This is a genomic window from Streptomyces sp. NPDC059454 (assembly GCF_042749965.1).
Taxonomy (GTDB): Bacteria; Actinomycetota; Actinomycetes; order Streptomycetales; family Streptomycetaceae; genus Streptomyces.
On sequence record NZ_JBHYVC010000001.1, the window covers coordinates 282371 to 294701 of the forward strand.

General features: G+C 74.7%; 10 protein-coding genes and 1 pseudogene. 6 read left to right on the forward strand and 5 right to left on the reverse strand.

Features of this window, described 5'->3' with window-relative positions; genetic code table 11:
- The first annotated feature begins 230 nt into the window (after nucleotides 1-230).
- The gene (locus tag ACFXAE_RS01355) at nucleotides 231-1043 is read left to right on the forward strand and encodes a hypothetical protein (RefSeq protein WP_384706410.1); all 813 of its coding nucleotides are present in this window, start codon (nucleotides 231-233) and stop codon (nucleotides 1041-1043) included.
- A 372-nt stretch (nucleotides 1044-1415) separates the two neighbouring features.
- Here ACFXAE_RS01355 and ACFXAE_RS01360 read toward each other — a convergent pair whose 3' ends face one another.
- Both ACFXAE_RS01360 and ACFXAE_RS01365 read right to left on the reverse strand, forming a co-directional pair.
- Entirely contained in the window at nucleotides 1416-2156 is a 741-nt protein-coding gene (locus tag ACFXAE_RS01360) for a GAF domain-containing protein (protein WP_384706412.1), read from the reverse strand.
- 66 nt (nucleotides 2157-2222) lie between these two features.
- The gene (locus ACFXAE_RS01365) at nucleotides 2223-3566 is read right to left on the reverse strand and encodes a tetratricopeptide repeat protein (protein ID WP_384706414.1); all 1344 of its coding nucleotides are present in this window, start codon (nucleotides 3564-3566) and stop codon (nucleotides 2223-2225) included.
- A 97-nt stretch (nucleotides 3567-3663) separates the two neighbouring features.
- Between ACFXAE_RS01365 and ACFXAE_RS01370 the strand changes: the two genes are divergently transcribed.
- The gene (locus tag ACFXAE_RS01370; protein ID WP_384706416.1) at nucleotides 3664-3828 is read left to right on the forward strand and encodes a hypothetical protein; all 165 of its coding nucleotides are present in this window, start codon (nucleotides 3664-3666) and stop codon (nucleotides 3826-3828) included.
- Nucleotides 3829-4182: 354 nt separating this feature from the next.
- Here ACFXAE_RS01370 and ACFXAE_RS01375 read toward each other — a convergent pair whose 3' ends face one another.
- Both ACFXAE_RS01375 and ACFXAE_RS01380 read right to left on the reverse strand, forming a co-directional pair.
- Nucleotides 4183-5265, reverse strand: coding sequence for a hypothetical protein (locus tag ACFXAE_RS01375; protein WP_384706418.1), 1083 nt, complete (start codon nucleotides 5263-5265; stop codon nucleotides 4183-4185).
- Between the two features lie 75 nt (nucleotides 5266-5340).
- Nucleotides 5341-6504, reverse strand: a complete 1164-nt coding sequence (locus ACFXAE_RS01380; RefSeq protein WP_384706460.1) for a PP2C family protein-serine/threonine phosphatase — start codon at nucleotides 6502-6504, stop codon at nucleotides 5341-5343.
- A gap of 175 nt (nucleotides 6505-6679) precedes the next feature.
- Between ACFXAE_RS01380 and ACFXAE_RS01385 the strand changes: the two genes are divergently transcribed.
- From ACFXAE_RS01385 to ACFXAE_RS01395, 3 genes are all read left to right on the forward strand, one after another.
- Nucleotides 6680-7123, forward strand: a complete 444-nt coding sequence (locus ACFXAE_RS01385) for a hypothetical protein (RefSeq protein WP_384706420.1) — start codon at nucleotides 6680-6682, stop codon at nucleotides 7121-7123.
- A gap of 290 nt (nucleotides 7124-7413) precedes the next feature.
- Entirely contained in the window at nucleotides 7414-8352 is a 939-nt protein-coding gene (locus ACFXAE_RS01390; protein WP_384706422.1) for a hypothetical protein, read from the forward strand.
- A 43-nt stretch (nucleotides 8353-8395) separates the two neighbouring features.
- A complete protein-coding gene (locus tag ACFXAE_RS01395) occupies nucleotides 8396-9397 on the forward strand; it encodes an endonuclease/exonuclease/phosphatase family protein (RefSeq protein ID WP_384706423.1) in 1002 nt (333 codons plus the stop codon).
- Between the two features lie 105 nt (nucleotides 9398-9502).
- On the opposite strand, the gene ACFXAE_RS01400 is transcribed toward ACFXAE_RS01395, so the two are convergent.
- A complete protein-coding gene (locus ACFXAE_RS01400; RefSeq protein WP_384706425.1) occupies nucleotides 9503-11581 on the reverse strand; it encodes a PhoX family protein in 2079 nt (692 codons plus the stop codon).
- 252 nt (nucleotides 11582-11833) lie between these two features.
- Between ACFXAE_RS01400 and ACFXAE_RS01405 the strand changes: the two are divergent.
- A pseudogene (locus ACFXAE_RS01405) lies at nucleotides 11834-12331 on the forward strand (Toxic cation resistance protein); the annotation flags it as partial.

Consider the following 12331-nt stretch of genomic DNA (forward strand, 5'->3'; position numbering starts at 1 on the left):
GGTCGACCCCGGTGTCGCAGTCGATGATCACCGGGACGGACCGGCCGTCGGTGACGACGAGGGCTCCTTCCGCCGGTGTGCGTGACTGCCGTCCCTACGTGGGGTGCGAGCCGGTTTCCGCGCGGGCGGCTCACCCGGACGGCTCGCCGCGCTGGTGGGGCGACCGGCGGGGTGGTGCCGTGGGAACACGGCCGCCCGTGGACGGCCCGGTTCCCCCAGGAGGCACCCCCATGACCCATGCCCCGGCCGCCGCCCGCGCCCTCCTCGCCTCCGCGCTGTCGGTGACGGCCCTGCTGACCGCGGCGGCGTGCGTGGCCGGCGACCGGGAGGTGCCGCGCGCGCTGCCCGCGGGCGTGTCCGAGCCCCCGGCCGCTTCCGCTTCCACGTCCTCCGCCTCGCCCGCCGCCGAGCAGCCCCCGCCCGGCCCGCCGGCGTTGAGCGAGGAGCAGCTGCGGGCGGCGCTGATCACGGAGACGGATCTGGGGGAGCCGTGGATGGCGAGCCGGGGCGCGGCGACCTGGCGGGACGGGATGCTCAAGGCGAAGACGGAGAACGCCGACTGCCGCCGGCTGCTCGACGCCCTCTACACGGAGGAACTGTTCGGCCCGCCGTCCGGACCGAGCGCCACCGCCACGCTCGACGACGCCTACAACGACTCCCAGCTGCGCTACCAGGTCGCCGCGCACCCGCCCGCCGACGTGGACCGCGTCCTGGCCTGGATGAGGACGCTGCCGGAGACGTGCGAGCGGTTCGAGGCGACGCCCACCCGGGCCGGCGCCCAGCTCGTCGAGGTGACGCAGCTCCCGCTCCCGGAGGCCGGCGACGCGCGGGCGGGACTGCGGCTGACGATGACCGGGGAGGCGTCCGAAGGAGCCCCGACGCGTCTCACCGTGAACCTCGCGGCGGTCCGTGTCGGCGATGACACGATCACCCTCACCAACGGTGGCCTCGGCGCGGTCCTCCCCGAGGTCACCCAGGCGATGACCCAGCTCGGCGTGGACCGCCTGGCGGACGTCGGCCGGCAGGCGCGGGTACGGGTCTGAGGCGGGGTCCCGTCGGGAAGCGGCGGGTCGGCTCAGGCGGTCCACCTCCTGCTCGGCCTCGACCAGGTCCGCGCCCGTGGTCTCGCGGTACGGCTCGATCGCCTGGATCTTCTTGTCCTGGCGTACGAGGGCGAGGATCCCGTCCCTTCCCGGGATCTCCTCATGGAGTCCCGGGATCTCCCCATGGAGGTCCAAGTGACGCATCACCGCGTCGGGTTCGCGCTCGACGCGGGCGGCGCGGCGGGCGGCGCGGGAGAGGTGGTTCCGGATCGTCATGACGCCGAGGACCACGGCGCGGGTGAGGAGGAGGACGGCTGTGTCCAAGGCCGCCGAGCGTGGGAAGCGCGGGGCCGGCCGGCGGGGTCGACACACTCAAGGGGTGTCGAAGCGCCTGCGGTGGGCCATGACGTCCAGCGCCACCTCAAGGGCCGTGCGGTCGTGGGCGAAGGCGTCGGCACGCAGGCGGGCCAGGGCCTCGGCGGCGCCGATGCCCAACTGGGCCATGATCATGCCGACGGCCTGGTGGACGCGGTCGTGGTCGGCGGCCAGTCCGCTGAGCCAGGGTTCGTCGCCGTCCAGGAGGTCGCGGGGCAGGTCCATCAGCGCCACCGTCATGACGCCGGCGACGAGCCGGGCCATCCGCAGCCGGCCGTCGGTGAGTCCGCCGGGGGTGTCGCGGTAGAGGTCGAGGGTGCCGACGCAGACGGCGGCGCTGCCGAGGGGAAGCGCGTACACGGCGCGTACGCCGACGCCGAGCGCCTGCTGGGCGAAGACGGGCCAGCGGCCTGCGCAGTCGGCGGCGGCGAGGTCGCGGGCGAGGACCGGCGCGCCGGTCTCCATGACGTGGTGACAGGGACCGTCACCCAGGGTGGCCTGGAGCTGGGCGAGACGCGCGGCCCGCGGACCGGAGGCGCCGAGTTGTACGGGCATGCTCTCGCCGCGCAGCGACACGCTCGCGCCGTCCACCGGCAGCAGTTCGACGGCCACCGCGCACAGCCGCCCCGGCACGGCGGCCGGTCCGGCGTCACGCAGCTCCGCGGCGATCGCGCCGATCACCCGTTCGTCCTCCCGGCCCGGGTCGCCCTCGGGACCGTCCCTGGGCCACACGCCCACCGCCTCCTCCGGCCGCTCACCTCCGGAAACGAGGCCCGACTACCCGGCCCGCCCGGCCCGAAACGGTCAGACCGGGGGTTGTGCCGGGGCCGGCCCCAGGGTCGTGGTGCCCGGGGCCGTGCGATGGCCCAGGCCGGTGCGGTAGGCGTCCAGGGCCGCCTCGACGCGGCCGGTGCGGCGCAGCAGGTCGCCGAGGAGGCGGCACAGGTCGGCCAGGTCGCCGGCCGCGCCCGCGCGTTCCAGCAGGCTCATCGCGCGGACGTAGTGTTCCTCGGCCTGCTCCGCCCGGCGGGCGTCCTCGGCGATGATCCCGAGCAGCCGGTGCGCCGCCGCCGCGTGCACCGCGCCCCGCTCGGGGGAGAGCCCGCCGAGCACGTCCCGCAGCATGGCCTCCGCCTCCTGGGAGCTGCCGCGCCGGCGCAGTACGTCGGCCAGTTCGACGGTCACCTGGCTGCTGTAGAGGGACGCCCGCTTGGCCGACAGCATCTCCAGCGCCTCACGCATCTCCTTCTCGGCGCGCTCCAGTTCGCCGTTCTGCGCGTACACGTAGCCGCGCATCCAGTGGCAGTTGGCCAGCTCGGTGCGGAGCTGCAGCCCGCGGTACAGCTCCGCCGCCTTGGCCAGCGAGGCGTCCGCCTCGGCGAGACGGCCCTCGGCGAGCAGGGTGCGAGCCACCGACCGGTGCATGCGCGCCACCAGCGCCGGGTCACCGGACTGCGGCGCGAGCGCCAGCGCGAACTCCGCCGCCTGCGCGGCCCGCGCGTGCGCGCCCATGTCCATGTACGGGCCGATCGCGCTGGCGTAGAGCAGCAGCAGCGCGTCCGGGTCGTGCAGGCCGCCCCGGTTCAGCTCGTCGATCGTGGACTCGAGGAGGTAGACCGCGTAACGAAGTTCCCCCGCGAGGTAGTGGGCGACGGCCCGCCCGCGCAGCGCCGGCACCCGTGCGGGCAACGGCGCCTCGGCGAGCCGGGCCTCGGCCCGCTCGAAGTACTGGCGGCCCTCGGCCAGTTCGCCGGTCTCCAGGGCGCACTCCCCGAGCCCGAGCAGCGCGGCGGCCTGCTCCTCGGCCAGGCCGTGCGCCTCCGCCTCGGCGAGCAGCCCGGTGTACTGCTCCACCGCGGCCTCCGTCTCGCCGACGGCGAGCGTGCGCTGCGCCCCGGTCAGCCGCAGGTGCACCTCGGTCACGAGCCGGGCCGGGCGTCCGGTGGCCAGTTCGTCGAAGGTGACTCCCAGACGGCCGGCGAGATGCCGCAGCGCGTCGTCGGAGGGGCGCACCCGTCCCGCCTCCAGCGTGGAGATGTACGCGGGCGTGTACACCGGCTCCGCCAGCTGCTTCTGGGTCAGCCCGTGCTCCACCCGCAACTGCTGGACCCGTCGCCCGATGGCCGCCGGCTCGTCCCGCTCCCCCACGCCAACTCCCCCAGTGCCTCTTGCCGTTCGCGTCCGACAGCCCCTAGGTTAAACCGTGGATTAAACGTGCTTAACCCGTTGCTGTTGCGAGGTCGCCGTGCTGGAACGCACACGCATCACCGAGCGTTACGCCCGTGGCTTCGCCGCGGCCGTCGCCGCGGTCGCGGCGCTGGTCCTGGCGGCCAACGCGGGCCCGGCCAAGGCCACCGACCCCGAGCCGCACCGGCAGACCACGGCACCGGTGGAGGCGGCGGTCCGGTAGGGCGGACCCGGCACCGTCCGGCGGACCCGGCACCGTCCGGCGAGCCCGGTCCGGCAAAGCGGCCCGGCACCGTCCGGCGAGCCCGGTCCGGCAAAGCGGCCCGGCACCGTCCAGCGAGCCCGGCACCGTCCAGCGAGCCCGGTCCGGCAAAGCGGCCCGGCACCGTCCGGTGGAGCGGCCCGTCGGCCGGACAGGGCCTTGCGCGGCACCCCGACGTCGCTCTCGGTGGCGTTCCCGTCCAGCCGTACCCGAATGCCCTGGTTGGCCACACCGTCCCCCTCGGCCATGACCCACCACCCTGGCACCGCTGTCGCCCACGGGTGAGGGTCCGTCCGCGGTCGTCCGTCCCGGCCCTCAGCCCTGCGTCTGCAACTGCCGCAGCTGCTGCCGCACATGGTCCAGGGCCCCCTCGCGCCGCCCCGGCACCCGGCCGCGCAACTCCGCGAGGACCGCACCGAGTTCGCGGGCACGGGCCGGGTCGCCGATCCGGCCCCACTGGTGGTGCGCCCGGTCCACGGCCGTCTCGACGGCGGGCGCGTCCGCCGACTGCCCGGCGGTCAGCCGGGCAGTCGCGACGGCCAGCCAGGTACCGCAGCTGCGCGCCGCGTCCCCGGCCAGCATCGCCAGGTCCGCCCGGACCTCCGTCCAGTGCAGCGCCTCCTCGGAGGCCGGCCCGTGCGCCAGCCGGGCCGCCTGCTCCAGCCGCGCGGCGAGCGCGTCGGCGTCCGCGTGCCGGCCGGAGCGCACGGCGGCGGTGACGGCCGCGTGCGGATCACCCGGCACCGGCCCGCGCCGCGCCAGCGGCAGATCGGTGCCCGCGCTCTCCGGCGCGATCCGGGTCAGCGCCTGCTGGTGCAGCTCCTCGTCCGGCGGACGCCATCCGCTGCGCAGGATCGTCGCGACCGCCTTCATGTACGCCGGTGCCGCGATCCCGCGCCGGGACGGCGGCGGGGGCGCGACACGGCCGTAGACGGCGTTGTCGGGTCCGCAGTCGAGCGGGGACGGGCCCGGCGGGCGCGCCGCGCTCAGCGACTGCCAGGTCTCCGGGTCGGCGTGCAGATCGAGGAACAGCGTCGTCGCACCCGCCGGACGCAGCCGCAGTTCCTCCCGGAACCAGTGCCACGGCAGTCCGGTGTACCGCACGGTGGCCGCGGTCGTGCGGGCCAGCGCCAGATGCGGCAGCCGCTGGCGGCGGTCGAGCTGGAGCTGGCCGGTGACGTACACGGTCAGCGGTCCGGGCGCCGCGGCGGCGGCGCGCAGCCGGGTCAGTACGGCCTGCGGCTCCAGCGGGTCGGCGAGTTCGACGACGTTCGCGGTGTCCGCGCCGGACAGCACGGCGGGCGGCACCGCCGCGAGGACCGGGAGCACGGACGCCGCGTCCACCAGCCGCCCGCGGCCCAGCGGCGAGGCCGCCAGCAGCAGCACGGTTCCGGGCATGGTCCCCTCCCCTGTCGATTCCCCCGACGATCACCTACGGCAGCACGGTAACCGCTGCGGCCGCGAAGGGTGATGTCAGTGAGGTGAACGTCCCCCTTCGGGGCCTTCGCCCCCCGGCGCGCGAGACACACGGGGCGCACGGGTCCGTCGTACCGCGAAGGCGGTGGTGTCGTCGACCAGGTGCCTCCGGCTGTGCCGCAGCGTCCCGTCCCGTACGACGGCGACCAGCCGGCCCGGTGCCACGACCCGCGGGTCCGCCGCCACCGCCCGGGCCAGGTCGTCGGCGAGCCGGTAGAAGTCGCCGGCGCCGTCCCGGGCCTCGGTCACGCCGTCGGTGACCAGCAGCAGCGTCTCGTCGGCGGCGACCGGCACCCGGCACACCGGCGGCGGGCCCGGGGCGAGGTCGCGGCAGCCGAGCGGGAGCCCTCCGCCGGCCGGCAGGGACCGCACACCGCCGGGGCCGACCGCCAGCGGCGGCTCGTGCCCGAGGACGACGGCGTCCACCACGTCGGTCCGGTCCGCCGGGAAGCCGAGCAGTACGGCGGTGGCGAACCGGTCGCCGTCGGCCCGGCCGAGGGCGGTGGTGTACTCGCGGTGCCGCAGCATCCGGGCCTCCAGCCGGTCGGCGACGGCCGTCAGCTCCGGTTCGTTGTAACCGGCCTCGCGGAACGCCCCGAGCAGCACCGACGCCGTCTCCACCGCGCCCAGCCCCTTGCCCTGGACGTCACCGACGAACACCCGGGTGCCGTACGGACCCGGCTGGATGTCGTAGAAGTCGCCGCCGACCCGGGCCTGGGCGTCCGCGGTGAGGTAGACCCCGGCGTGCTCCAGACCGCCCCAGCCGGGCGGCAGGGGGCGCAGCACGGTGCGCCGTACGGTCTCGGTGACGTCCCGCATGTGCAGCGCGCGGCGCTCACCGCGCACCCGCACTACGCAGGCCAGCGTGGAGAGGACGCCGCCGGCGGCGACGAGGATGAAGTCGGGCAGCCCCGCCTGGAACTGGTGCGGCCAGGCGTTGTCCACGACGGTGTACACGGCCATCGCGAGCACGGCGAACAGGGCCGTGCCCCACACCCCGCAGATCGCGGCGGCGATGCCCGGCACCAGCACGATCCAGGAGATGATCCGGAACTCGCCGGTGGTGTTGTAGTCGGCCACCGCGATGGCGGTGAGCAGCAGCAGCGGCGGCACCCAGGCGACACTGCGGCCCCGCACCCGCAGCAGCTCGTGCCGGTGCACGGCGTCGCGCCGGCCGGGCAGGGCGGACCGGTCGTGCAGGCCGTGTCCCCCGCTGCTCGGATTCACGGCCCCAGCGAAACACGGGGCGGTACCGCCCGCATCCGCTCTCCACTTGCCGACCGGCCCGGAGAGGTGTGCATTGGTGGGGCGGGGGCGAGGAGAGAGGAGTGCTCTCATGGTGCACGCGGCACCCCGGCCCCGGGGAGCGATCGAGCGGGCCGGCCCGACCGACATCTTCAGCGCACGCACCCACAGGGCGGCGAAGGTCGTCGTACCCGTCCTGCTCGGAGTCGTGTACGGCTACTGGGCGGCGGCCAACCGGCGCTACGGCGGGCCGATCACCGTGGAGAACTTCCTGTTCGGCTTCCTCACCGGCCTCGTGTTCGCCCTGGTGTTCATGGCGCTCCTCGCCCTGGCCCCGAAGGTGCGGCGCGAACTGCACGCGGTGCTCTGGGCCGCGTTCGGCGGCATCGCGATCGGCTTCCTGGTCATCCAGGCCGCCAGCCCCGGCGTCCTGCGCTCCGCGATCCTGGGCCTGGCGGTCGCGGCGGGAGTCTTCCTGACGATGTTCTACCGCTTCTACACCCACGAGGACGCGGCGGGCCACCGGGCGAGGTGAGACGCCCCTCCACCAACCGCGGGCAGTCGTGCCTCCCCCAGTGACTCAAGGGCCCGGGAGGTGCCCCAGGGCGATGGGAGTCCCCGCGCGAGCGAAGCCGAGAGTGGGGGAGGGTGGGGAGGATGGGCCGGGGGTCCCCCCTCCGGGGAAGGCACCCCGCGAACGCCGGGCCGCACGACCCGCCCCCGCCCCGCACCCACATGGGCTCAGCGGCCCGTCCGGGCAGCCCCGTACACCCGTACGCGCCCCCAGCGCTCGCGCCCCCGGCCCCCCGCACCTTGCCTGGAGACGTGCCCCTCCACCAGGAACCCCGCCTCCTGCGCCTGCGCAACGCTCTCTCGGCCGTCCTCGTCGCCCTGGCCTGCCTGCTCGCCCCCTGCGGCGCCCTGGCCGCCTGGGCGGCCTTCGCCCTCGCCGACACCGGCCGCTACGTCGACACCATGGCACCGCTCGCCACCGACCCCGACGTCCGCGACGCCGTGGCCGACGCCGTCGGGGACGAGGTCGTACGCGAACTGGCCCCCAAGACGGCGGCCGGCCCCGCCCTCGGACCGTTCGTACGGGACGCCGTCCGCTCGTTCACCCGCACCGAGGCGTTCCGTACGGCCTGGGAGGCGGGGAACAGAGCCGTCCACGACGCCGTGCTGCACGCCCTGCGCGACGACACGGCCACCCCCGGCCCGGTCACCGTCGACCTCGCGCCCGTCACCGCGCGGGTACGGGCGCGGCTCGCCGCCGACCACATGCCCTTCGCCCACCGCATCCCCGTCGAGCACACCGAGGTCGCGGTGGTGCCGGCCGGGGAGGTGGCCGGACTCCGGAAGGGGTACCAGGTGCTGGACGCCGCCGCCCTCTGGCTGCCGCTCGCGGCCGTCGTCCTCGCCGTCACCGGGATCGCCGTCGCCGCCTGCCGCCGGCGCGCGCTCACCGCGACCGGCCTGGGCACGGCCCTGGGCGGCGCCCTGCTCGCCCTCGCGATCGCCGTCGGCCGCCGGCTCACCCTGGCCGACCTGGCCGACCGCGTCCACCGCCCGGCGGCGGCCGCGGTCTACGACGCCCTCACCGCCACCCTGCGCACGGCGTCCTGGTTCCTCCTCGCCCTGGGCCTGACGGTGGCCCTGCTCTCCTGGCTGACCGGCCGCTTCGGAAGCCGCCGCGAACCCCCGGCTCCGACGACCGCCCCGACCGGTGGTTCCCGGCAACCGCCCGCCACCCTCCCTCGTCTTTGAGGGAGTATTCGGGCAGCGCACCCGCGAGCGGAAGGCCGGAACGTTGGACACTGCGACTGCCGACCCGTGGGTCACCGGGGACGGGGCCGGGCGGACGGGGGGACGACGGCGGTCCGGCGCCTGGTGCGCGGGGCTGCTGTTCGCCGGGGTGAGCGTGGTCGTCGGCTGCCGGACCGCCGACACCGACGGCATCACCCCCGTGCCCCAGCTCCTCGCCTTCCTGCCCTGGCTGCTCGTGCCCACGGCCGCCGGGCTGCTGTTCACCCTGTTCGCCCGGTGGTGGACCGGTGCGGTGTGGGGCGTGGCCCTGCTCGGGCTGCTGGCCTGGTACATCGAGCCGTACGGGAAGACCGGCGATCCCGCGGGGCCGCCCGTCGCCGAGCTGCGGGTGCTGACCTCGAACGTGGAGTTCGGGCAGGCCACCGGCGCACTGATCGACGCCGTACGCCGGGAGGAGCCGGACCTCGTGTTCGTCCAGGAGTGCGAGTACACCTGCGACGCGGCGTTGAAGCGGGAGCTGGCCGGCACCTACCCGCACCGGCAGGCGGTGGAGGGCGGCGGCTCCGAGGGCTCGGTCGTCCTCAGCCGTTTCCCGCTGCGTGCCACCGGCGGCGTCCCCGGCACCATGGGCATGCCCGGCGCCGTCGCCGACGTCGACGGGCACGCCGTACGGCTCCAGCTCGCGCACCCCATGCCGCCGCTGCCCGACCAGGTGGGCCTGTGGCAGCGGGAGCTCGGCCGGCTGCGGGACGCGGCCGCCGCCGACCGGGGCACCCCGACCGTGCTCGCCGGGGACTTCAACGCCTCCCAGGACCACGCGGCCTTCCGCCGCATCCTCGACACCGGTCTGCGCGACGCGGCCCGCCTGGACGGTGCCGACCGGACCCCGACCTGGCCGTCCCGCACCGCCCCGGCCTTCGGCACCCAGATCGACCACGTCCTGGTCTCCGACGACTTCGCCGCGCGCCGGGCCCGCTTCCTCGACCTCCCCGACACCGACCACAGGGCCCTGGTCGTCGACCTGACCCTGCACGCCGGCCGGTGACGGACGTGCGGGCCGCCCCGGGAAGGGACGGCCCGCACACACCGCACGGTGACTGCCGGAAGGAGCGGGCCGGCGCACCGGCCCGGTCGTTCACCGGCGTCCGCGTCAGACGCCGATGTCGCGGCCGTCCGCGCGCCACACCGCGACCACGGCCGGGCGGACGTACGTGCCGGGCCCGTCGGGCCAGGTGCTGGCCGGCCGGTCCACCGTCGCCCCGTCCACCTCGCCCGGATGCTGTACGGCGACGAGCACCCGCCGGTCCTGGATGACCGGACCGCAGGTCTCCGCACCGTTGGGCACGGTGAGGAACTGCTTCAGCTCACCGCGCCGGTCGCCGCGCGTGGCGACACCGAAGAGGCCGTCGTGGGAGCCGAGGGCGCTGCCGTCGGTGGAGATCCACAGGTTGCCGTGGTCGTCGAAGGCGACGTTGTCCGGGCAGGAGATCGGGCTGACGGAGTCCTTCGGGAACCCGGCGAAGTACGTCGCCGGGTCCTCCGGGTCGCCCGCGACCAGGAACAGCGACCAGGCGAACTTCGTGCTCTCCGGCCGGTTCCAGCGCTCGGTGAGCTCCAGGACGTGGCCGTGCTTGTTGGCGTTGCGCGGGTTGGCCTCGTCGGCGGCGGCGTAACCGGCCTTGCCTCGGTTGGAGTTGTTGGTGAGGGCCATGTAGACCTTGCCGGTGACCGGGTTGGGCTCGATGTCCTCGGGCCGGTCCATCTTGGTGGCGCCCACCTTGTCACCGGCGAGACGCGTGAAGACGAAGACCTCCTCGGCGGTCATGCCCTCGACGTGGCTGACGGCACCGTCGGCGGTGGCGGTGGCCAGCGGGATCCACCGGCCCCTGCCGTCGAACTCGCCGTCCTTCGGAAGCCTGCCGGTACCGTCGATCTCGAAGTCCGGGGAGTCGCCGATGAGCTCGGCGACGTACAGCGTGCCCTCGTCGAGCAGCGAGAGGTTGTGCTCGCGGGCGGAGCGGCTGTTGCCGTGCCGCATCTTCTTGCTGCCGACGAACTTGTAGAAGTAGTCGAAGCGCTCGTCGTCGCCCGAGTACACGACCGGGCGCCCGTCGTGCGTCAGCCGCACGGTCGCGCCCTCGTGCTTGAACCGGCCGAGCGCGGTGTGCTTGCGCGGGGTGGAGTCGGGGTCGTACGGGTCCAGCTCGACGACGTACCCGAACCGGTGCACCTCGTTGGGCTCCTGGGAGACGTCGAACCGCTTGTCGAAGCGCTCCCACTTGCGCTCGGTGGCGCCGGTCCCGATGCCGTACCGCTTGTCGGTCGTGCGGCTGCCGTTGGCGAAGTACTGGTTGAAGTTCTCCTCGCCGTGCAGGGTCGTGCCCCACGGGGTGGTGCCGCCGGCGCAGTTGTTGAGGGTGCCGAGCACCTTGGTGCCGCTCGGGTCGGCGGAGGTCTTCACCAGGTCGGACCCGGCGACGGGCCCGGTGAGCCGGAACTCGGAGGTGGCCGTGAGGCGCCGGTTCAGCTGGTGCCGGGTGACGGGCGTCAGCTTGCCGGTGCGGTGCTCCTCCTCCACCGCGACCACCGCGAGCCCGTGCGCGGCCCAGGCGATCTCGACCTGCTCGCGGGTGGGGTTGGCGGCGTCGTAGTCCCGGAACATCAGGATCTCGTCGGTGTACTCGTGGTTGGCGACGAGCAGCTGCCGGTCGCGCTCGCCGCGCAGCGGCAGCAGGGCGAGGAAGTCGCAGTTGTACCCGAACTGCCCGGCCTGCGCCCTGGCGCTCTGCTTCTCCGGGTCGAAGGCGGGCGCACCGCGCAGGATGGGCTCGCCCCAGCGGATGACGACGTTCTGCCGGTAGCCCTCCGGCACGGTCACGGCGTCGGCGGTGTTCGGGGCGACGGGCGTGAACCGCAGACCGCGGGCGCCCTTGGGTTTGTCGTGGTGGTGGTGACCGCCCTTGGCGGCGGGCGCCGCCTGCGCCTCGGGCGCGGCGGCGACACCGACGGCTCCGGCACCGGCCGCGGCGACGGTCACGACGGCGGCCGCGCGCATCATGGAGCGGCGGCTGAGGGCGCCGGCGATGACGTCACCGACGTATTCGTTGGAGCTGGTGTTGGGCACCTCGTGGAAGCAGGCGTCACCACACCGGAAACGGCAGGTCATGGCGGACCGGCCGCCGGGGTGGGAACCGGACGACGTTCCGATCAACGGCAGCAGCTTTCGCACGTTTTCTCTCCTTGGGTGCCCGTGGTGTCAGCGTGACCGTAGGGGTACATACGTGCGGTAGCCGGGCGTCCTGATGAACGGTGAGTGAACCTGCGGCAGCATCTGGGACGTTGTGCCGGGCCGAATCGCGCCCTTGACATATACGATTCCGCAAACCCAACCCTGCCCAAGATCGCCCTTGCGGGCCGCTAACCTTACGTGTCCGTCCTGGCCAGGGATTGACGGGCATCAACCACGCGAAGGGTTGCGCACATGGGCATTCTCACTCTCCTGCGGAACGCGTTCGGCCGGTCACGCAAAGCGAGGCCCGCCGAAGCGGGGGGTGCGGCGGACGTCGCCGAGACGGCGAGTACGTCCCCGACGTCGCCCGCCCCGACGGAGCCGGCCGCGGAGACACCCGCGGCCCCGAAGGTCCCGTCCCCTTCTCCGTCCCCCGAGCCCACATCACCGTCCCGCACGGCCTCCGTCCCGGAGCCCCGCGAGGAACACGACCTGGTCTCCGCGGCCTTCGACAACATCGCGGTCCCCGGGCCCACCCGATCGGACGCCCCCTCGCCCCCGGCCCAGGAAATCGAGGCGACCCCGGCACCCGAGCCGAAGCCGGAGGCCGAGCCCGAGGAGAAGCCCGAGACCGCCGCCGAGGCGGAGGTAGAGGCGGATCCGGTGGCCGAAGCGAAGACCGAGCCGGTGACCGACGTCGAGGTCGAGCCGGAAGCGAAGCCCGAGGCTGCCACCAAGGCCGAAGCGGAG

Coding starts and splice junctions, on each gene's coding strand:
- ACFXAE_RS01355 (WP_384706410.1), top strand. CDS start 231: ATGACCCATGCCCCGGCCGCCGCCCGCGCCCTCCTCGCCTCCGCGCTG.
- ACFXAE_RS01375 (WP_384706418.1), bottom strand. CDS start 5,265: ATGCCCGGAACCGTGCTGCTGCTGGCGGCCTCGCCGCTGGGCCGCGGG.
- ACFXAE_RS01385 (WP_384706420.1), top strand. CDS start 6,680: ATGGTGCACGCGGCACCCCGGCCCCGGGGAGCGATCGAGCGGGCCGGC.